Raw genomic sequence first — 21,074 nt, 5'->3', positions numbered from 1 at the left:
GTCGCCCTCGCTATGCCGATCTGTCGCTGAACCTGCCGCGCGTCCGGTTGGCGAAGGCCACCAGAGACAGCATCACAGGCACTTCGACCAGAACCCCCACGACGGTGGCCAGGGCCGCCCCCGAGTTGAGCCCGAACAGGCTGATCGCCACAGCAACGGCCAGTTCGAAAAAGTTCGACGTGCCGATCAGGGCGCAGGGGGCGGCGATACGGTGTGGCACGCGCAAGGCAAAGGCCGCCGCATAGGCCAGCGCGAAAATGCCATAGGATTGCAGCAGGATCGGCACCGCAATCAGGGCGATCACTTGCGGGCGGTCAAGAATAACTTGTCCTTGCAGGCCAAAGAGGATCACAACGGTTACGACCAAACCAATTACCGACCAAGGTTTGATGCGTGCCTGAAAAGCCGCGATCCGTGCCGCAGACCCCAACCGCGCACGTGTGAAAAGACCCGCCGCAAGCGGCAGAGCGACAAACAGGACGACCGATAAAACAAGTGTTTCCCACGGCACGATGATATCCGTGACGCCCAGCAAAAACGCCACTATCGGCGCAAAGGCAAAGACCATCACCACATCATTGACCGAGACCTGCAAGAGCGTATAGCTTTCGTCGCCTTTGGTCAGTTGCGACCAGACAAAGACCATCGCCGTGCAGGGTGCGGCACCCAGCAGGATCAGACCCGCCAGATATTGCTGCGCATCCGCCGGTGCGATGAGATCGGCAAAGACCACCTCAAAAAAGAGTACACCCAATGCCGCCATCGAAAACGGTTTGATCAGCCAGTTGACCACCAGCGTGATGGCCAGGCCTTTGGGCTGCTTGAGCACATCTTTCAGACTGGCCGGATCGACCCCGACCATCATGGGATAGACCATCGCCCAGATCAGAACGGCAACGACAAGGTTCACGCTGGCAAACTCGGCCGCCGCAACAAGATTCACGAGGCTTGGTGCGACACTGCCAAGGGCAATGCCCGCAACCATCGCCAACCCGATCCAGATGGAAAGATATCGCTCGAACAAGCCCATGATATTGCCGCTCTTTCAGTTGCTGACGCGCCTCGCCTTAAGTTTAAGCGGTAAACACCTTTGACTGATTTGCACAGGTACGCGCCTGAGGCAACGGGTTTGACCAGCCGCGCGGTCCGTGCCGGATGGATCAGGTTGATCAGGTGGGTAATGCCGGACGCAGGGCCTTGGTGGCTTCAAACTGGGACAGGAACACCTGACCGGTCATCTCCGACAGGAAATGTTCGCGCTTCAAGCGGTCCATCACGGGGCCTTTGACCTCGGACAGATGCAGCTTCACATCCATCTCTTTCAGTCTTTCATTGATGGCTTCAAGCGATTCAAGCGCGCTGAGATCAATCTCGTTGATTGCTGCACATTGCAGGATCACATGACGGATATCTTTGTCTTTCGCGACGCGGTTCTGGATTTTATCTTCAAGGTAGCGGGCGTTGGCGAAATAGAGGCTCTCATCCACGCGCAAGGTGACGATGGACGGGTCGGTGATCACGTCATGACGCAGGATATTGCGGAAGTGCTCGGTGCCGGGCACCTGACCGACCTCGGCGATATGCGGTTTGGAGGATTTATAAAGATGCAGCAGGATCGACAGCCCGACGCCTGCGGAAACACCCGCCTCGACACCCAGCGTGAGGGTCAGCAGGATCGTTGCCAGAACAGCGGCAAAATCGGCCTTTGAGTAGTTCCAGCTGCGTTTGAGGATCGAGAAGTCCACCAGACTGAGCACGGCCACAATGATTGTGGCAGCCAAGGTTGCCTTGGGCAGAAAATAGATCAGTGGCGTCAGAGCAAGCGCGGCAATGGCCAGACCGATTGCGGTAAAGGCACCGGCAGCGGGTGTTTCCGCGCCCGCATCAAAATTCACGACAGAGCGTGAAAATCCGCCCGTGACGGGAAAACCACCTGTCAGCGAAGCACCGATATTGGCCGCACCAAGACCGATCAATTCCTGATCGGGATCAATACGCTGGCGTTTCTTGGCGGCAAGGGTCTGAGCGACGGAAATCGATTCCACAAAGCCGATGATCGAAATCAGAAAGGCCGGCAGCAAAAGCTGCCACAGCAGGTCCGGCGAAAATGACGGGAGCGTTAGCGGTGGCAGGCTTTGCGGCACCTCACCGACGATGCTGACACCTTTGTCCGCCAGCCCAAGGCCCCAGACCGCCGCCGTCGTCGCGACAACAACAACCACGGGGCCGGTTTTGACAAAGACACCGGTCACACCATCCGGCAGGCCAAACCGCTTGAGCAGGGGTTTCAGACCCCTGCGCACCCAGAACAGGAATCCTGTGGCAAGGATGCCGATGATCGCAGTGATCCAGTTGGTCTCGCCCAGATGCTCTGTCAGCGAGATGACCAGTTCCAGAAGGTTATGGCCTTCCGCACTGATCCCGAGAATGTGCTTGAGTTGGCTGGCCGCGATGATGATGCCTGATGCGGTGATAAAGCCCGCAATCACCGGGTGGGACAGGAAATTCGCGATGAAACCGAGGCGGAACAGCCCCATCGCCAGAAGGATCGCGCCTGAAAGTGCAGCAAGCGACAAGGCGGCAACCGCGTAGCCCATCGTGCCTTGTTCAACGATATTGCTCAGTGCTGCAGCCGTCATCAGGGACACAACGGCCACAGGTCCGACCGCCAGTGCACGGCTGGTGCCAAAGACCGCATAAAGCATGATCGGCACGATCGACGCGTAAAGACCGGCCTCGGCCGGCAGCCCCGCAAGCAACGCATAAGCCAGCGATTGCGGGATCAGCATGATCGTCACGATCAACGCGGCAACAAGATCGTTGGACAGGGCAGTGCGGTTATATGTCCGGCCCCATGTCAGGATGGGCAGGTAGCGCGTCATATCGGTTTTCATGGTCTTCTCTGGCGGTTTGGGTGTCCCCGCATCGGATGGTGCGGGGGTCTTTGTTGTTTACTACACAGTCACTTTTTCAGGTTTGGCCATCCATTCTCGGCCCTTGAGCATGCCTTTCCAATAGATCGGCGGCAGCAGTTTTTCTTTCAGGAACCATGCCGCACGGGATGGCTTTGTGCCGTCAATGATCGCTTTGGGAAAGCTGGGCAACAGTTTCCCGCCATAGCCGAACTCGGCCAGAACGATCTTGCCGCGCTCGACCGTCAGCGGGCAGGACCCGTAGCCGTTATATTGGGCCACTGCAGATCTCCCCGCCATGTCAGCCACCATGTTTTCGACCACAACAGGGGCTTGGATACGTGCCGCGGCCATCGTTTTGGCGTTGGGTGCGTTCATCACATAACCCAGCGACCAGATATTATCATAGGTCTTGTGGCGCAAAGTGGATTGATCGACATCAACCCAGCCCGCCGCATCTGCCAGTGGCGAAACGCGGATGAAATCGGGTGCGGTCTGTGGCGGGCAGACATGCATCATGTCAAAGTCCATCTCGACCCGTTCCATCGGCATGTCGGGCTTGGCCACGTCAAACCATGCTTTCTTGGCAGGACCATCAACCGCAACAAGGTTATGGAAGAAATTCAGATGCGCGTCGTATTTCTTGACGTACGCCATCAGGGCGGTTGCAGATATTGGCGCGAAAACCCGCGTCTTTGATGGCTTGCATATCGTCGGGCCTAATCTGTGGGCTAACACAGAGACCGGCGGTCAGTGGCTTGATATCCATTATGACTCTCTCTCTGATCAAAGGGCGTTGATCGGTCCTTTCAGCATCGGGTTGCCGTCTTGCTCGGCAGGGATTTCTCGGGCGCGCATGTTCCTTTGCCGCTACGGGATGATCAGCTTTTGCATGGCCAGCTGCGCATCACGAGCGGTGCGGAACTTGATAAATTCATCGCGCGTTGTGCCGCCGCCCACGTGATGCAATCAAATCTTGCAGGTCTGAATGCCAAAGATGCGGTAAAGCGGGCAGAACTTCAGTGTTGCGGTGCCAAGCATGATAAGGCCAACGATAACGGAAATGATCGTTGCAGTGCCGGACTGAAACACGGCCATGCCGCTGACGAACGGTGCGGCAAGCAGGACGATGCCAAGCACAAGCCGGAAAATACGGTCAATAGTGCCAATATTCTTAGTCATTTTGCTGTTTCCTATGAAAGATATATTCTTCATAGACCTTAGCGGCCCAGACTTCGGTGATATTGTCACCAAGCGCGCAGATCAGTTACGCGGAATGGTCGGCCAGTCGTTCGAGGCGCGCACGATCAAGGATTGTCACGCTGCCGCGCGCCTGCTCGATCCAGCCGCGGCGCTGGAATTCCTGAAGCTGTCGCGAGATGACTTCGCGTGCCGTCCCCAATTCGACCGAAAGCTTCTGATGTGTTGTTGCGACGACATCCTGCCCGTCACAGAGTTTGAGCAATTTATCTGCAAGCCGGACGTCGATCCGCTGAAAGGCAACTTCGTCGATCATCAAAAACAGGTCTGTGATGCGTTTGGAAAACGCCGCGAAAACAAAATCCCGAAACGACTTGGACTGGGCCACAAGATCATCGAAGACTTCGCGCGGAACCGCAGCGGCCTGCACGGCAGTTTCCGATATTCCTTCGGCCGCGTAGTTTTCATAAGCCAGTAGGCAGGCGGTTGTCAGAACGCAACTTTCGCCCGCATGGATGCGATAGAGCACAATCTCATGCCCGGTATCCGATACCTGTTGGACCCTGACGGTTCCATCCAACAAGAACAGCATATTCTCGGGCGAGTTTCCGGGCCCAAAGAGCGTGACCCCGCCAGGCACCGTGATGATTGCGCTGCGTGACAGCAAAAGTTGTTTGATATGGGGTTCCAGCCGCGAAAGCCCAGGGAACCGTTCGACCCATTCCTGTGTACCGGTCATCGGGCTGCCGCCGCGGTTCGGGGTGTTTCCAGTGGGGCGATCCGCTCCATCAGTTGGTGTAACTGGTCAGTTTCATGGCGCGTCCTGTTGTTGTAGCAAAAAAGATACATTCAAAATATTGCATTTGTAAATAGCGCGGTCCAACGACCCGGTAAAACCGCCGTTTCAAACAAAGACAGTAATTTGCGCAATACCTGATCGCATCATGCCCTTGGATGTATTCACCCAATGTGCCGCTTTGACGCAAAGCGCGTCGTGATCATGGAACACAACGCAGGCGTCCACGGCAAAGGCGGCGACTGCGTGCAGGTTGGCCTGCCCCGGACGTCACTCGGGCATCCGCGCTAGGGCAGGGATGCCCTTAGTCCGCCGGGGCGCTGGTCGTCACACCGACAGTGCCGATTCCTTCGATCACAACCTCGACGACCATGCCGGGTTTCACGGGGCGCGCACCGATCGAAGTGCCGCAGGCAATCACATCACCGGGGTTGAGCGTCATATCTTGTGATAGGGCACTGACAATCTGCGCAGGCGGCAGGATCATGTCTGCGGCCGGATAGGACTGCCGCTCACGGCCATCGACAAGCACTTTGATCGTCAAGTCACGCCAGTCGATATCGGTCTCGATCACGGGGCCAACCACGCCGAACCCGTCAAAGCTCTTGGCGCGGGTCCACTGCGGAAATGACGGATCTGCGTTCAGAATGTCGAGCGAGGTAAAGTCATTGATGCAGGTATAGCCCAAAATCGCGTCTTCGGCGTCTGCGATGCTGACGTCTTTGCACGTCTTGCCGATCACGATCCCGAGTTCCCCCTCGAACAGAACGCGGCCTGCGGATGTCGGCAGAACCACAGTGCCGTCTGGACCGGTCAGAGACGTATCCGCCTTGAAGAAATACAAAGGATGCGCCGGGTGTTCCATCCCGCCCTTTTCAGCGGCCGCTTTGAAGTTGTTCCAAAGCCCGATGAATTTGCCGGGTACGACCGGTGCCAGCAGACTGACATCGGCCAGCGGGACCGCTTCGCCTGCGGCCTGATCTGATCCAAGTGCTGCACGCGGATGCAGCATGTCATCTGCAATAACGCCGGTCAGCTCCGTTCCGTCAGCTGTTTTGCCACGTGCCCATTTCATCGTGAAGCCTCCCTTGCTCAACTATACCTACGCAATCTTGCAGGTCTGCGCGCAAGGATAAAGCCCTGTCGCGCTTGCCGTGCATCTCTTCCCACAAGCGCGGCACATGGCAGGTGTCGCGGCCAACGGCGTAGTGGGGCGGGATTGAGTTCTAATATGCGCAGGTCTATCACTGGGCAAACCTGCGATCATACTGGAGCAATCAGTGACCGACTTTGTTATCCCAAGCCCGCCTGTTGTCACCATTCCTGTCGCGGGGGGAGGGGCCTTTCCTGTCCGTCGCGTCTATTGCATCGGACGCAACTACGCAGCCCATGCCGTTGAGATGGGCCATGATCCTGACCGCGATCCGCCCTTCTTTTTCCAGAAAAACCCCGACAATCTGGATCCGAGCGGGACGTTTCCTTACCCAAGCCAGACGAACGACGTGCACCATGAGGTCGAACTGCTGGTCGCGCTCAAATCAGGTGGCACCAATATCGCGGTTGAAGACGCGCTTGGGCATGTCTGGGGCTATGCGCCCGCGCTTGATATGACGCGGCGTGATCTGCAGGGCATTGCAAAAGAAATGGGTCGCCCTTGGGAGATCGGCAAAGCCTTTGAACGCTCTGCGCCTGTTGGTCCATTACAACCGGTCGCGGATGTGGGCCACCTTGACCACGGGTCAATCGCATTGACCGTCAATGGTGAGGTCCGCCAGACCGGTGATCTGAACCAGATGATCTGGAAAGTCCCAGAAATGATTTCCTATCTGTCAGACTACTTTGCGCTCGCGGCAGGTGACGTGATCATGTCAGGCACGCCCGCCGGCGTCGGTCCGGTTGAAAAAGGTGATACAATGGTGGTGCGCATCGACGGGTTGCAGGATTTGACTGTGAAGGTCGTCTAGAGACCATGCGCCGCTCAAAGGTGGCACTTTCTTTTGCGGTCAGCCGCAGATTTTCCTTAAAAACCCCGCAATTGAGGATTGATTTAAAGGCGGCACGCGGGGAAGAGGTGCAGGCCTGTGTCATGTGATGCGCAGGACAAAATACCCCTGCTGTGATTGGCATAGACTGCCAGACAATCGCAATGGCTTTGTGGATTTTCTAAAATGGTGCCCAGGGGCGACATAGCATACCCGTCTCAGCAGGCCCCATGTAATGCTATATCCGTTCGGAAAACATGTATTTTGCTGATCCGATGCATTTAGGGAAACTTACGCCGTCGCAACAAATCCCATATGTATTGAGGGGTTATCTTCTTGGGCAACCTGACAGCCCTCATCATCAAATCCGCGCCACCCGGCAAGCAGGTGGATGGCGATGGCCTGTACATGATGAAGCGCGAGGGCGGCGGCGGGAGATGGGTCTCGGAGGCTTGAAGGTCCTCTCCGTGAAGGACGCTTGGGACCTCGCCTATGGCTATCGGACTTTGGTCGCCAAAGGCAAAGACCCCATTGAACACCGGCGAAAGCAACGCCGAGACGCCATGCGCAACCTCCATCTCCTCTAGGGCATCGCCATGGACGCCTTAGAGAAGCCGCAGACATGCCCGAACTGCGCATTCACGACCTTAAGCGCACGTTCGCTTCAATCGCAGTCATGAACGGAATTGATCTGTTGATGGTCGGAAAAATCTTGGGACACTCTAACTTCCAAACAACGATGCGCTATGCCCACCTCGCCGATGCGCCTGCGAGAGCGGCAGCGGATAGGGTGTCTGGACTAATGGCGGGGGCGATTACCCAAAGCGCACAACCAGTGACAAAAAAACTGCGAGTCGTTGGCTAGCGGCCCAGAGCCGCCGCCCACTTGGGCCCTGATATGCTGCAGTGCGGCCCGTCGAAAGAGACATTCGCTGCGCAAGCAACATCACGAGCTGCCCGAATTTACACAACGCGGACTTTTTGAGCGGAAATGTTGACCCATTGCACCGACTAACAGATCCTGGAAAAATTGCGAACGAGAGGCCATGCGCCAGAGGTAATGCATTCTACGTGCCGTGAAACTACTATCATGCAAGAATTCGCCAATCGTGTTTGTCTATGAACCTATTTTCAAAAGGCGTGGCTGCGTGTAGAGCCGTGCGAACCAAACTTGTGGCAATCTCAGAAGAACGATCGTGCCGAAGGTTTGGCTGTGCGTGGAGGTGGAACACATTCTTGGCAAGAGCTTTCAACAGGGTATCACACTACGGCACTTACGTGCGCTCGTAGCACTCTCAGATATGAAGTTGGTCGCGCGTGTCTCTGAGGCGCTTGGCGTGACGCAGCCAGCTGTGTCAAAACAGATTGCCGAGTTGGAAAAGATAGTGGGCGTGCCTGTTGTCACACGCGACCGCAACAGGCTTTACCTTACACCTATTGGCGTCCGTCTTGCAGATCATGCGCGACTGGCACTTGGACAACTTGATCGCGCTGCCTTTGACATTGAGGCTATGACAAGTGGGGTATCTGGTTCTGTCTCTGTCGGCGTGGTTAGTTCGGTCGCCCCTACCTTGTTGCCCGGCACCATTGAGCTGTTCAAGCGCAGCACGCCGCAGGCAAACGTATCCGTCTCCGAGGGGCATTTTGTTGAACTATTGCCCCAGCTTGAGGCCGGCGCGTTGGATCTGATCATAGCGAGAATTTGGCAGCCTCAGGAATTGGCTGGCATTGACCAAATGGCATTATTCTCGGAGCCGATTGTTGTTGTCGCCGGGCGCGATCATCCGCTTTCGCAAGGGGGGGATTTGTCATGGGCGGATGTCGCGAGCTATCCTTGGATATTGCCGCAACCGAATTCGGTCGCACGTCAGGCGGTGGATGCCCTTTTTGCCGCAAATGGGTTGCCGCCTCCCAATAATACCGTCGCATCTTTGTCGATTGCCCTGAACCTTGAATTATTGCGGGCCATGCCTGCGCTGGGATTGCTCCCTCAGCGGCTTGCGCAGGCTCAGGCCGTGCGGGGTGAAACTGTGATCCTGCCCCTTGATACACGTGACTTGCTGTCAGAGGCGCGCTGTTTTTGGCGCGAAGACCAGGTTTCACAGAATGCGACGCTGGCGTTGTTCCTTAAATGCCTGCGGCAAACCACGGAAGACTTAAGAACCATTCCATTTGGTTAATGTTTCCGGCAAAGTTTTCACTATTCTCTCCGAAGATCACCCTTTAACTTAACCAAACACACGGTTTGGGAGGGCTAGGGTGTTAATTCGAACAATTGCGATTTTTGGTGTAAACCTTTGAGCAGCGACGCGTTGCTCGCGCGATCGGCCTGTGAAGTTCTTGCGGCCTTCAAGGCTCGGACGTTGACGCCGAGTGCGTACCTGGCAGCCTGTCTCGCGCAAATCACCCGCTTCAATCCCAAGATTAACGCCATTGCCGCAATGGATATCGAGGGTGCCATCGCTTGCGCCGCGGCGGCAACAAAACGTTGGCAGGACGGATCCCCGCTGGGGCCGCTCGATGGATTGCCAATTGGCGTGAAGGATTTGCAGAATACCAAAGGCTTGTTGACCACCCATGGCAGTATTCGGGCGCGGGGTCACATCCCCGAAAGCGACTTGCCGTTGGTTGCGCGCTTGCGGGCGGCGGGTGCTATCATTCTGGCAAAGACAAATGTCCCCGAGTTGGGGGCTGGAGGAAACAGTCGCAATCGGATCTGGGGTGCGACGGGTAATCCCTTCGATGCCAATCTCATTGCGGGGGGCTCGTCTGGTGGGTCTGCCGCGGCACTTGCGGCCAACTTTTTGCCGCTGTGCACTGGTTCGGATACTGGTGGATCGCTTCGCATGCCCGCCGCGCTTTGTGGTGTCGTGGGCTACAGACCCTCTGTTGATGTGATCGCCCATCCCACACGTCCTTTGGGATGGTCAGGCATTTCGGTACTTGGCCCAATGGCGCGTACGGTAGATGATATTACGCTGATGCTAGATGTGTGCCAGAGTTGTGACGCGGATGATCCGCTGACCGCACCCTCTGTCACGGGCCGTTTCGCAAAGCTGCCACCTACGGACCTGAGAGACCTGCGCGTTGGTTTCAGCGAAGACTTTGGCGGCGCACCGGTCGAGCAAAGCATCCGAGAGACGTTCCGCGCGCGTCTTGAGGTGCTTCGGCCGCAGGTCAAGGCATGCCGCGCGGCAGATCTCGACCTTGGTGATATGGACCGCTGTTTCGATATTCTACGGGCCGAGAGTTTTGGCGTGGCCTTTGGCGAGGCCGTGGCACAGGACCCCGACAGCTTTGGCGCGCATATCAAAGAAAATGTTGCCCTGGGGCAGACCATGTCACTGGCCGATCGCGGTTGGGCTCATGCAGAGCAAACCCGGATCTTGCGCAAATTCAACGCGCTGATGGCAGAGTTTGATGTGATCGTTTTGCCAACATCGCCGGTTTCGCCGTTTGCCTGGACAGAACCCTACGCCGAAACCATCGACGGGCAGAAGATGGACATTTATTACCGCTGGCTTGCGCTCTGCTACCGCGGTTCATTGACGGGCGGTCCTTCAATCACCCTGCCATGTGGCCGTGATGCGGCAGGCATGCCCTTCGGCCTTCAGGTGGTAGGCCCGCTTCGCGGCGATGAAGGGCTGCTGAGTGCTGCAAAAGCAATGGAAGTCCTTTTTGAGAACTTGGAACACACGGAGCGACCTTTGGCAAATTTGGAAAGGCTCCCTCACTCGGATGTCGATCTGCGGTCTATCGTGACGCATCCAGTGGATCTAGGCGCTGGCCTTGCAGGCCAAAACGCCGATCTGCGGACGGCGGTGTAATATGTGGCTGATCCCCATCATCTTTGTTTTGCTGCTGGTCAGCGGCACAGCCTTTGCCTATTTGATGGGCGCTGTGTCTGTTGTGACATTTGTCGCTGTCGACAAAGCGCAGTTTCTATCGGTCATGCCGCAACGCATTTTTGCACAACTTGATGTTTTTGCTTTCATGGCGATGCCGCTGTTCATCCTCACCGCCGAGATAATGAGCCGTGCAGGCGTCACGCGCAGCCTGATCGATTTCGCCCTGTCTATTGTTGGTCGGTTTCGCGGTGGTTTGGGGCATGTGAACATTCTCACAAGCGTCTTCTTTGCAGGCATTTCAGGCTCAGCGATTGCCGACAGCGCTGCCTTGTCACGTACATTCGTGCCCGAGATGAAAGCACGCGGCTATGATCCCTATTACGCCGGGGCCATTACGGCGGCCTCTTCCATGATTGGGCCCATTATACCGCCATCTATCATCATGATCATCTATGGCGGCCTTACCGGAGCCTCTGTCGCGGCCCTGTTCATTGCGGGCGTTGTTCCCGGTATTCTGCTCGCTGTGGCGTTGATGGCCTTAAATGCGATCATCGCGAAGATCAAAAGGCATCCGGGCGGGGCGTCAGACGATCTGCCGCGCTTCTTGCCAAGCCTGTTAAATGCCGCGCCGGCTCTTTGCCTGCCCATTGTGATCCTTGGCTCTCTGGTATTCGGCTTGGCCACACCGACCGAAGGTTCAGCAATCGCAGTGTTCTTTGCGTTGTTGGCGGGGCAATTCTACGTGGGACTGACATGGCGCATGTTCTTTGACGCGGTTGAGGCCACGGCAAAAATGACAGGAACGATCTTTATCATTCTCGCAGCGATTTCGGTGCTGGGCTATCTGGCGGGGCAGCTGGGCTGGTCTCAAGCCCTAGCAGGATGGGTCGACTCTTTTGGGCTGACAGGCACAAAATATCTGTTTTTCCTTGTTTTGATCTTTTTGATCGCAGGCATGTTCATGGATACGCCCGTGGCCCTGACCCTGCTGATACCCCTGTTCGCCCCACAAGCATTGGAGCAAGGCATCAGCCCGATCCATCTTGGTATCGTGCTGTGTTTCAATCTGTGCGTTGGCCTGATTACGCCACCATTGGGCAAATGCCTCGTGGTCGTATCCGCGCTGACCAATCTTAACTACTGGCGCCTCGCATATGCTGTGCTGCCCTTTATTTTCGTTCAGGTGCTGTTGTTGATGGCACTCGTCTATTGGCCGGCAATCAGCCTGACCTTACCACGCCTGTTCGGATTTTCTGTGAACTAACCAAACTTTAGGGAGGACGATCAATGAAACTTAAATCACTTACACTTGCGGCTCTACTCGCAATGGCCACATCTGCGTCAGCAGAGGTCAAAATTGCGCTGGATGGTAACCCCGATCTTGTTCAATCCGGATCATACAACTGGGCCAATGCATTTGGTATGGCCCTGCAAGAAGCAGGCATGGACGTGCGCGAAATGCCACGCGATTCCGTTGGCAATGAAGCCGAAAAATTCGATCAATTGTCAACGGGCCTTCTCGAAGTGTCCTTGTCTGATGTGCGCTCCATCGCGCAAGTTGATCCCTTTGTGTACGGCGTGCGACTGCCGTATATTTTCGATGACGCCGCGCATATGGATCGCGCCCTTGCGGCAGGAAACATTTTCGACCGGTTGAATGAAAAGCTGGCTGATCAGGACATCATCGTCGTAGCCTTTGTTCCGATTGGTCCATCGTCTGGCATCATTACAACCACGGCCGCCGTACGCGCGCCAGCCGACATGGCTGACTTGCGGATGCGTGCGCTCGATGACGCGCAAATCGCGATGTATCAGGCTTGGGGCTCGACCGGTACGATTGTGCCGTGGGGCGAGGTGCCTGCGGGCCTGCAAACAGGGGTGATTGACGGCTATCTCAACTCACCCTTTGTTCCTGTGATGTTCGGTCAGACCGATTTCGTCAAAAACTTCTCCGACGCTGGTGTGATCATCCCGATGCGGGCGATCCTGTTCTCCAAGATGTGGTACGATGGCCTGTCTGACGAAGAGCGTGCGACAGTCGATGCGGCAGTTGTAACGGCAGATGCTGCCAACCGCGCATGGCTGGCAGAGGCCGCAGAATCTGGTCTGAAAGCACTTGAAGACGCGGGCGTTACCGTCCAGCGTTTGACCCCGGAAGAACGGGCAGTTTTCCGCGAGGCGTCATTGCCTGTCTACGATTCAGATCTGATGCCCGCAGAAGATACCGAATTGTGGAAAACGCTGTCTGACGAGAACCGCTAAACGAAAGGGCGGGCTGCACAATGTGGCCCGCCTTACCAAACATGGGGAACTGAAGATGCGCAATATGATCACCACGACCAGTGACCGCTTGCATCTTGTCATGCGCCGCGTTGCAGTCTTTGCTGTCTGTGTGATGTTTCTGACTGTCGTTTTGCAAATCATCGCGCGTTATGTCTTCTCTGCGCCTCCTGTCTGGACCGAAGATGTCGCGCGCTACGCGATGGTGTGGACCGGACTGCTGGGCGCGACACTGTCATTCAAAACGCAGTCGGATGCGGTGTTGATGCAAAGTGTGTTCCCTGATCCACCTCATGTCTTGGCGTTCTTTGCAAAAGCGGTCCAAAGTGCTGCGGTGCTGACCTTTATTTTGCCGGTCATCTACTTTTGCTTCATCGGTCTGAGGGGTGGTTTCGCAAAGGGGTATCTCGCACGCCAGTCTGGTCTGACCGCCGATACCCTTGGCATCCCTATGGCATGGATTTCTGTCGCGGTCCCCCTCTCCATGATCATCATTCTTATCCACCTTGTTGCCCGGTGGGCCGGAGACGATGCACCAGAAGATGCGGCTGCTGATCTTGATTAAATTATCCGCTTTTTGGCAGAAGCTTTCAAAGCGATTGCCGATTTCCATCAAATCTATTGATCCAACCGTGCATCATTTGGAGGTTTAATCTCGATGGCGCAGCAGAGTTTTCTGAGTGAGATTCTTGCCAGAGTGGCAGGGGCGGGGCGCAGCCGAACAGAAGCGCCAGCGGATGTTTCTGACAGGCTGATATCGTTGTGTCATTCGCTGATCCATGACCGTAGCGAGGCAGCGGGGCTGATGATATCCCGTCAGATTCTTGATCTGTACGCAGCCTCGAAGAGCGATGAGCGCGCAGCCTTCTTTTTCGCCGTCAGCCAGGAATTTGGGCCGGACGAAGATGCGTTGGGTGCCGCCATAAGTTTATGGAAACCTGGAAACATAGATGCTGCACGCGCGCTGCACTTTGCGGCCGAGCCACGGACGCAAGAGCTGATACGCACGATCAACCGAGTCCCCGGTGCGACGGCAGAACTGGTCGCGATGCGCGCTGATCTGCTGAACCACGCGAAACAAAACACGCGTTTGAGCGGGCTAGACTCTGACTTTCAGCATCTCTTTGCATCCTGGTTCAATCGTGGGTTTTTGGAGATGCGCCAGATCGATTGGTCAACGCCAGCACAGATTCTGGAAAAGATCATCACTTATGAGGCAGTCCACGAGATCGCCGACTGGGATGATTTGCGCCAACGTGTCGGTGACCCCGACCGTATGCTCTTTGCCTTCTTTCATCCGGCCATGCCGGATGATCCTCTGATTTTTGTCGAGGTCGCCTTGCTCAGCGAGATACCCCATGCAATCGGACCGATCCTTGCGGCCGATCGTGAGCAGACGGATCCCGAAACCGCAACCGTCGCAACCTTCTATTCGATCTCCAATTGCCACGCGGGTCTGCGTGGGGTTTCATTCGGGAATTTCCTGATCAAGCAGGTTGTCGCGGAACTGCAAAAACTGCGTCCGACCCTAAAGACGTTCGTGACGCTCTCACCGGTGCCGGGTCTTAGAAAGTGGGTCGCGCAGTCTTTGGAGAGCGGCGATACTTTGTTTAGCGACGCAGACAAGGCAGCACTTAACTCTCTTGGTGAAACCGAGCGCCCCGACGATGCCCTTGCGACCAAGCTGACCGCCCGCTTTCTGACGCAGGTCAAAAGGGCACCCGGAACGGTGGCGGATCCGGTGGCGCATTTCCATCTGGGCAACGGAGCGACCCTGTTGGGCGTGCACCCAAGCGCCGATCTAAGCCTGCGCGGTATGAGCAACTCATGGGGGGTGATGGTCAATTACCTCTATGACGGCGACAAGATTGAACAAAACCACAAAGCCTATTCAAGCAATTACGAGGTGTCTGTATCGCCCAGCGTGGCGGCATTGGGGAAAGTGTAGAGGACGTAGCATGTATCAAGGAAACTATCTCGCAGAGAGATTGAGCGCCGCACGAAAGGACGCAGGAAGCAGCCTGTTCCTGCGCAATCATCAAACCGGTGAAGACGTCACATATCAAGCCTTCTTTGCCAACGCCGAACGGATGGCACAGGCTCTGGTCGCCAGCGGCGTCAAACCAGGTGACAGGGTCGCTGTGCAAGCCCCGAAAACCATCGCAATGCTGGAACTATATGTCGCGACGGTTTTGGCTGGTGGCGTGTTTCTGCCCCTCAACACGGCCTACACACCTAACGAAATCACCTATTTCCTGACGGATGCCGAACCACGGGTGTTTGTCTGTGATCTGGCACGTGAAGAAGAGTTTTCGCCCGTAGCCAAAAAGGCTGGTGTAGCAAAAGTGCTGACCATCGGTGCTGATGAAAGTGGATCACTGGCCGATCTGCGCGATGCGGCAGCACCTGGCTTCAATGCCGTCACGCGCGGACCAGACGATCTTGCTGCGATCCTATACACGTCAGGAACAACTGGGCGATCCAAAGGGGCCATGCTGACGCATCAAGCACTGGCGTCAAACGCTGAAACCCTGAAGGACGCTTGGCACTTCAGCGCTGATGACGTCTTGATCCACGCTTTGCCGATCTTTCACACGCATGGGCTGTTTGTGGCGACGAATATCACGCTAATGGCTGGCTCATCTTGTATCTTCATGCCCAATTTCGACGCCGATGACATCCTTGACTACATGCCGCAGGCCACGGTGCTTATGGGCGTGCCGACGTTCTATGTCCGCCTGCTTAACTCGGAGGGGCTGACCGACGCTTCTGCCAACATGCGCCTTTTTGTATCCGGTTCGGCTCCATTGCTGACCGAAACACATGAACACTGGCGCGACGTGACCGGGCACGCGATCCTGGAACGCTATGGCATGACCGAAACCAATATGAACACCTCTAACCCCTATGACGGCGATAGACGCGCAGGCACGGTGGGCTTTCCATTGCCAGGGATCGAGATGCTGGTCACAAACCCAGCAACTGGTGCACCTTTGCCCCAAGGTGAAACCGGCGTGCTTGAGGTGCGAGGCCCAAACGTATTTGCGGGCTATTGGAAGATGCCCGAAAAAACCGCCGAGGAATTGCGTGACAACGGGTTTTTCATAACGGGTGACCTCGGGCGCATGGATGACGACGGATATGTTCATATCGTCGGGCGCCAAAAAGACCTGATCATCTCGGGCGGCTACAACATCTATCCCAAAGAGATAGAGCTTCTGATCGACGCGCTTGAGGGCATCAACGAAAGTGCCGTCATCGGCGTCCCGCACCCGGATTTTGGCGAAGCCGTCGTGGCCGTCGTTGTGGTCCAAAATGGCGCCAAAACCTCAGCCGCGGACATCATGACCGGTATCAAGGATGATCTGGCGCGTTTCAAACAGCCCAAACGTATCGAATTTGTCAAATCCCTGCCCAGAAACGCGATGGGTAAAGTTCAGAAGAAAGCACTGCGCGAAGAATACGACGGGACCTTCAAGTGATGCAGGTGGAAATCACGGGTCAAACGTCAGTGTCTCGAAAGGGGCTGATACCCGCTTTGAATGATGAGAATGATTAGTAGGACAGAGAAGGAATTTGAGATGAATGAGGGCAATGCCGCTCTGGCCATTTCAGCGTTGAAAGACCTGTTGGGCGATCGCCTTTCGACGGGTGAGAGTATTCGGGAAATCCATGGTCGTGACGAAGCCTATTCCGAACCGGCATTACCAGATGCGGTCGCCTTTCCAGAAAGCACGCAAGAAGTTTCTCAGATCATGAAAATCTGCTCGCAAAACCAAGTCCCCGTCGTTCCCTTTGGCATTGGCACTTCATTAGAAGGTCACATTATCCCAATCCATGGCGGGATCAGCGTGGATACTAGCCGGATGAACAAAGTCATCCAAATTCACGAAAGCGATTTGGATGCCGTTGTTCAGCCCGGGGTTTCGCGCATGCAGCTGAACGATGAGCTTCGCGCCACTGGATTGATGTTCACGGTTGATCCGGGTGCCGACGCTACGATCGGTGGCATGACGGCCACGCGCGCTTCGGGCACCAATACTGTTCGCTATGGGACCATGCGCGAGAACGTTTTGGCGCTGGAAGTTGTCTTGCCCGACGGTACGATTATCAACACCGGCTCGCGCGCTCGGAAATCGTCATCAGGATATGATCTGACCCATCTCTTCGTCGGGTCCGAAGGGACACTTGGGATTATCACCGAAATTACCGTGCGCCTGTTTGGTCAGCCTGACGCAATTCTGGCCGCGACTTGTGCCTATGAAACGGTCGATGACGCCGTGAATAGTGTAATCATGGCCATTCAAATGGGCCTGCCGTTGGCACGGGTCGAACTATTGGACGAAATGCAAATGAAGGGTATGAACATTTTCAATCCCGACCTGAATCTGCCCGAAAAACCGCACCTGTTTCTCGAATTCCACGGATCAAACGCCAGCGTAAAGGAACAGGTTGAGCTGTTTGAAAGCATCGGAGAGGAATTCGGTGTTTCGGGATTTGAATGGGCGACCAAAGTTGAAGACCGCAATCGTCTGTGGACTGCGCGGCACAACGCCTATTACGCTGGAAAATCATTACGCAAAGGGTGCGACAGTGTCGTGACAGACTGTTGTGTCCCGATTTCGGCATTGGCTGACTGTATTGCGCGCACCAAGGAGTTGATTGATCAGGCGGGGCTGATTGCGCCCATCGTTGGGCATGTCGGTGACGGCAATTTTCACTTGCTGATCTTGTTCGATCCGAACGATCCAAGTGAATTGGTGCGCGCCAAGTCGCTTGCATCTGATGTGAACCGCGTTGCCCTTTCTTTCGGCGGAACGGTCACCGGGGAACATGGTGTTGGCACTGGCAAAAAGATATACATGTTAGAAGAACATGGCGATGCTTACGCGCTGATGGCTACGCTCAAACGCGCGATTGATCCTGAAAACATAATGAACCCGGGCAAGATTGTCGAAGTCAACTGACAAGCCGTGGCAGCGCCAAGTCGTTTTGCACAGGACGGCGGAGCTCAGTGGCATCTGACGTCAACAAGGCGCGCATGATCCGTTATTCAAGCAAGACGGGATCAGCCCATCCGATCGCCCCTTAGGGTGAAGAAACGTCCCGTAGGGCAGAAGTCAGACCGTCTGGCCCAGCGAAGAAATCCAGAAAGCTACGCGTTTAGGCGGGCAGATAGCTGCGGTCTGCATAGATTGCCTGCAATTGCAGTTTTGGCCATTCGACGTTTGGCAGAATGCTGGTGAGTTCATCATGCCAACGTCTTGATAGAAAACCACGTAAACAGGGCAGCAGCCAAGGTTGCGATCAGCATGATCACTCCGATGGCGAAAGGCCCCAAGATGAATGTCGGTGCCAAGGTTATCCCTGCGGCGACAGCTGAAATCGCGAAGAGCCAAACAGCTGGTTTGCGGCGCAGCAATAGGAACGGCACCGCCAAGATGCCGGTGACATAAGTCAAATTAGCGGCGATCAGTTCCCAGACTGGCCGGATCTCGATGAAATGCCGATATTCGTCCGTCAATGTCAGCGCAGCAACCGGATCCATTTGCTCGCGGACCAAAAAGTAGACCATGCTGTTGAAGATCAAGGCCGCAAGCGCGACCCCACAGAGTAGCACGTTTGGATGTCGCAAAATGAATAACATTGGAAACTCCTAGATTGAAAGCATACGTGCCGCGACACAAACGGCGACCTGAACCACAGATCGCGGCACGCATTATCGGTTTAGAATGTATAGTTCACGAAGACGCCTGCTCTGACCTGATCTTGCGACCCACGTTCCTGCACGATTGTTGAATCGCCGACATCGCCTGTCAGTTGTTCGTAATCCACAAAGCCAATAAGCGATGTTTGCGCGGTCAATGGCATCATCACATTTGCGCTTAAACCGTAGGAATTTATGCCGCCGCCTGCGTCGTATTCACTGATGCCTGATGCGGCAGACTGCGCGGCAGAGACATCAAAGTAGGCGCTGGTATAAGCGTCGTCGCCAAAGGTAATCTTTGGCCCAACCCCGAAAAACACAGGCATGGCCATCGCGTCAAACTTGCCGCGGTAATTCACACTCGCTTCACCGTGCAAACCATCATGGCCGCCGTCGACACCTTGGCGCAGCTCGAATTTGGCAGCAATCGGACCAGCGCCATATTCGATAAAGCCGCCGACTTCGATTGTGCCGTCAACATCTCCTAAACCAATCAGGTCTGTTGAGGCCTCACCGGAAATCATGAAATCGCTCGCGTCTGGGGCCTCTTCGCGTCCGGAATCGTACCCCAATATGCCGCCCGCTTTCCAGCCATCGCCAACGATCGCGGTGTATTCAACGCCGCGCAATGATGCCTCAAGCCGGTCACCGTAGCGCAAAGTGATATTAGGCAAGATACTCGTCTGATAGTCGTCATCGCCAACATAGGAAGGGGCGCTGACGATCCCGCCGCTGATGGTGATCTGAAGACCGCCGTCCTGATGTGTGTGCTCTTCGGCCAGACTCACGCCCGGCATCCCGACAAAGGCGATAAGTGAAAGTGTTGATTGCAACTTCATCTGTGTTCTCCCATGCATGCCCGTCTCTAGCGGGGCATACTGTTACGATACGCAAAGAGTTATAGGTTCTCTTAGAGTGTATCATCGAGCAGATGATTGACGCTGACTTTCCTGACAGTGAATGATGGCGCTGGCCTGTGCGCGGCAGTCTCCGTCGTTTGAGGTAAATGTCGCGTGGCTTTTTCAGTTAAGCCGTGGCTGTCTCACCACGTGGTTTTGGGGGGCGACGATACCAATACCACACCCGATAGGCTTCCAAGGCCGCCAATGAAGCGAATTGAATCATCGCGGGCCGAGGTGATTGCCAATCATTCAGGGCGGCCCAATGCAACAAGGTCAACACTGCGGCGGCTTAGGTCCAACGCTGCAGCCAATTCCGCCATGTCCCCATCTTGCGTACAAAATAGTCCATTGATATTATTGCAAACGGCACGAAAATGATCAGCGCAATCCAACCCGCCCAAATGTAAAACAATGGCACTTCGGTCACGACCTGCGCCATCGTTTGCTTGTCGGTCAGGTAGGTAGGGTTTGCAAAACCCCGTACTTTATTTCAAAACGCTAGAGAAACCGTCTGGACCAGCCAAAAAGTCCAGAAAGCTTCTTACCTTGGCAGGTAGATAGCTACGATCCGCATAAATTGCCTGAATATGCAATTTCGGCCATGCAACTATGGGCAACACTACTTCAAGACGGCCTTCCTTTACATCGTTCTGGGCTGCCCAGTTCGGAAGCATGGCAAAGCCCATGCCAGCAACAGCTGCTTGATGAAGCATGCTTTCGTTGGCGCTTACCAAAATTGGCCGAAGTTTAACATCCATCCCCTCTTCTCCACCAAATTTGATGCGTCCGTCCGCTGCAACTTGAGAATACGCAAGCATCGGGGCGTTGTTCAGGTCGTCTGGGGTTTTGGGGCGGCCAAAGCTGTCTAGGAACTTAGGGGCTGCCACCATCTGAAACGTGACCTCTGCCAGTTTTCGCGCGATCAACCCATCGTCCAGTTTGAACGCAACGCGCAGCGCCAGATCGATACCTTCCTCAACCATATTGATCTTGCGGCCACTCAGGTCGATATCAAACGTCACATGTGGATTTTGCTGATGATAGGCTGTCAGAATTTTCGCAAAGGATGGATTGGACATCCAGACGGGCATCGACAGTCTCAGCATGCCGCGCGGCGACAGGCTGTCTGTGGTCAATTGCGCTTCGGCTTCGGTCAGCCCGTCAAGCAAGGGGCGGACCGTTTGCAAATACTGCGCACCTGCCTCGGTCAGGCTGACGTTGCGGCTGTTGCGGTTGAGTAATCTTGCGCCCACGCGCGCCTCGACATGCTTTACATGTTTGCTGGTCATCGCGGGCGAAAGGCCAAGCCGCTCCGCTACAGCAGAAAAGTTCTTTTGTTCTGCGACTTCGGCAAAAACACGCAGGCTCAGAAGTGTGTCCATCATCAACCCATAGTAAATAGTAAATCAACAAATAGCCCAATGATGTCTTTAATGGAAAGGTTTAT

The 21,074-nt window shown here is 55.4% G+C and carries 20 protein-coding genes and 3 pseudogenes; 11 read left to right on the top strand and 12 right to left on the bottom strand.

Annotated features, from left to right (window positions below; translation table 11 throughout):
* Positions 1 to 10: 10 nt before the first annotated feature.
* The 8 genes and pseudogenes from arsB to B0B09_RS06980 all read right to left on the bottom strand — a co-directional run bounded on the left by arsB (position 11) and on the right by B0B09_RS06980 (position 5,983).
* Entirely contained in the window at positions 11 to 1,030 is a 1,020-nt protein-coding gene (arsB, locus tag B0B09_RS07015; RefSeq protein WP_076658979.1) for an ACR3 family arsenite efflux transporter, read from the bottom strand.
* Positions 1,031 to 1,169: 139 nt separating this feature from the next.
* Entirely contained in the window at positions 1,170 to 2,894 is a 1,725-nt protein-coding gene (locus tag B0B09_RS07010; RefSeq protein WP_076658978.1) for a SulP family inorganic anion transporter, read from the bottom strand.
* Between the two features lie 60 nt (positions 2,895 to 2,954).
* Positions 2,955 to 3,575 (bottom strand): annotated as a pseudogene (locus B0B09_RS07005) (NAD(P)/FAD-dependent oxidoreductase); the annotation flags it as partial.
* Positions 3,523 to 3,681, bottom strand: coding sequence for a beta-lactamase hydrolase domain-containing protein (locus tag B0B09_RS07000; protein ID WP_084190747.1), 159 nt, complete (start codon positions 3,679 to 3,681; stop codon positions 3,523 to 3,525). The pseudogene B0B09_RS07005 and the gene B0B09_RS07000, both read right to left, overlap by 53 nt.
* Before the next feature lie 17 nt (positions 3,682 to 3,698).
* Positions 3,699 to 3,875: pseudogene (locus B0B09_RS18110) on the bottom strand (RNA-binding protein); the annotation flags it as partial.
* 6 nt (positions 3,876 to 3,881) lie between these two features.
* Positions 3,882 to 4,094, bottom strand: a complete 213-nt coding sequence (locus B0B09_RS06990; RefSeq protein WP_076658977.1) for a YgaP family membrane protein — start codon at positions 4,092 to 4,094, stop codon at positions 3,882 to 3,884.
* 85 nt (positions 4,095 to 4,179) lie between these two features.
* Positions 4,180 to 4,851 (bottom strand): Crp/Fnr family transcriptional regulator, encoded by a 672-nt coding sequence (locus B0B09_RS06985; RefSeq protein ID WP_076658976.1) that lies wholly within the window; start codon positions 4,849 to 4,851, stop codon positions 4,180 to 4,182.
* A gap of 361 nt (positions 4,852 to 5,212) precedes the next feature.
* Positions 5,213 to 5,983, bottom strand: coding sequence for a fumarylacetoacetate hydrolase family protein (locus B0B09_RS06980; protein WP_076658975.1), 771 nt, complete (start codon positions 5,981 to 5,983; stop codon positions 5,213 to 5,215).
* 205 nt (positions 5,984 to 6,188) lie between these two features.
* Here B0B09_RS06980 and B0B09_RS06975 point away from each other — a divergent pair, with 205 nt between their 5' ends.
* From B0B09_RS06975 to B0B09_RS06925, 11 genes and pseudogenes are all read left to right on the top strand, one after another.
* Complete coding sequence (locus tag B0B09_RS06975; RefSeq protein ID WP_076658974.1) at positions 6,189 to 6,872, top strand: fumarylacetoacetate hydrolase family protein; 684 nt, start codon at positions 6,189 to 6,191, stop codon at positions 6,870 to 6,872.
* Positions 6,873 to 7,147: 275 nt separating this feature from the next.
* Positions 7,148 to 7,477, top strand: a complete 330-nt coding sequence (locus B0B09_RS18230) for an integrase arm-type DNA-binding domain-containing protein (protein ID WP_375342215.1) — start codon at positions 7,148 to 7,150, stop codon at positions 7,475 to 7,477.
* A gap of 26 nt (positions 7,478 to 7,503) precedes the next feature.
* A pseudogene (locus B0B09_RS18225) lies at positions 7,504 to 7,755 on the top strand (tyrosine-type recombinase/integrase); the annotation flags it as partial.
* 331 nt (positions 7,756 to 8,086) lie between these two features.
* The gene (locus tag B0B09_RS06960) at positions 8,087 to 9,070 is read left to right on the top strand and encodes a LysR substrate-binding domain-containing protein (RefSeq protein ID WP_278247270.1); all 984 of its coding nucleotides are present in this window, start codon (positions 8,087 to 8,089) and stop codon (positions 9,068 to 9,070) included.
* A gap of 183 nt (positions 9,071 to 9,253) precedes the next feature.
* Positions 9,254 to 10,717, top strand: a complete 1,464-nt coding sequence (locus tag B0B09_RS06955; RefSeq protein WP_242654356.1) for an amidase — start codon at positions 9,254 to 9,256, stop codon at positions 10,715 to 10,717.
* Position 10,718: 1 nt separating this feature from the next.
* On the top strand, positions 10,719 to 12,002 hold the full coding sequence (locus B0B09_RS06950; RefSeq protein ID WP_076658969.1) for a TRAP transporter large permease: 1,284 nt from the start codon (positions 10,719 to 10,721) through the stop codon (positions 12,000 to 12,002).
* A 23-nt stretch (positions 12,003 to 12,025) separates the two neighbouring features.
* Positions 12,026 to 13,000, top strand: coding sequence for a TRAP transporter substrate-binding protein (locus tag B0B09_RS06945; protein ID WP_076658968.1), 975 nt, complete (start codon positions 12,026 to 12,028; stop codon positions 12,998 to 13,000).
* Positions 13,001 to 13,055: 55 nt separating this feature from the next.
* Positions 13,056 to 13,583 (top strand): TRAP transporter small permease, encoded by a 528-nt coding sequence (locus B0B09_RS06940; protein ID WP_076659836.1) that lies wholly within the window; start codon positions 13,056 to 13,058, stop codon positions 13,581 to 13,583.
* A 93-nt stretch (positions 13,584 to 13,676) separates the two neighbouring features.
* Positions 13,677 to 14,966 (top strand): malonyl-CoA decarboxylase, encoded by a 1,290-nt coding sequence (locus B0B09_RS06935; RefSeq protein WP_076658967.1) that lies wholly within the window; start codon positions 13,677 to 13,679, stop codon positions 14,964 to 14,966.
* 10 nt (positions 14,967 to 14,976) lie between these two features.
* Complete coding sequence (locus B0B09_RS06930) at positions 14,977 to 16,500, top strand: malonate--CoA ligase (protein ID WP_076658966.1); 1,524 nt, start codon at positions 14,977 to 14,979, stop codon at positions 16,498 to 16,500.
* 69 nt (positions 16,501 to 16,569) lie between these two features.
* The gene (locus B0B09_RS06925) at positions 16,570 to 17,985 is read left to right on the top strand and encodes an FAD-binding oxidoreductase (RefSeq protein WP_207552134.1); all 1,416 of its coding nucleotides are present in this window, start codon (positions 16,570 to 16,572) and stop codon (positions 17,983 to 17,985) included.
* 284 nt (positions 17,986 to 18,269) lie between these two features.
* Here the strand turns inward: B0B09_RS06925 and B0B09_RS06920 are convergent, their stop codons facing one another.
* The 4 genes from B0B09_RS06920 to B0B09_RS06910 form a co-directional block, all read right to left on the bottom strand.
* On the bottom strand, positions 18,270 to 18,665 hold the full coding sequence (locus B0B09_RS06920; RefSeq protein WP_076658964.1) for a hypothetical protein: 396 nt from the start codon (positions 18,663 to 18,665) through the stop codon (positions 18,270 to 18,272).
* An 80-nt stretch (positions 18,666 to 18,745) separates the two neighbouring features.
* Positions 18,746 to 19,564 carry a MipA/OmpV family protein gene (locus tag B0B09_RS06915; RefSeq protein WP_076658963.1) on the bottom strand — a complete coding sequence of 273 codons (819 nt, stop codon included), beginning with the start codon at positions 19,562 to 19,564 and terminating at the stop codon, positions 18,746 to 18,748.
* A gap of 352 nt (positions 19,565 to 19,916) precedes the next feature.
* On the bottom strand, positions 19,917 to 20,066 hold the full coding sequence (locus B0B09_RS17915; RefSeq protein WP_165689303.1) for a hypothetical protein: 150 nt from the start codon (positions 20,064 to 20,066) through the stop codon (positions 19,917 to 19,919).
* 46 nt (positions 20,067 to 20,112) lie between these two features.
* The gene (locus tag B0B09_RS06910) at positions 20,113 to 21,009 is read right to left on the bottom strand and encodes a LysR family transcriptional regulator (RefSeq protein WP_076659835.1); all 897 of its coding nucleotides are present in this window, start codon (positions 21,007 to 21,009) and stop codon (positions 20,113 to 20,115) included.
* Between the last annotated feature and the right edge of the window lie 65 nt (positions 21,010 to 21,074).

It is taken from the genome of Yoonia rosea (genome assembly GCF_900156505.1).
In the GTDB taxonomy this organism is placed as follows: Bacteria; Pseudomonadota; Alphaproteobacteria; order Rhodobacterales; family Rhodobacteraceae; genus Yoonia; species Yoonia rosea.
Note: the sequence above shows the minus strand (reverse complement) of the source record. Positions and strands in the feature narration are given on the sequence as shown.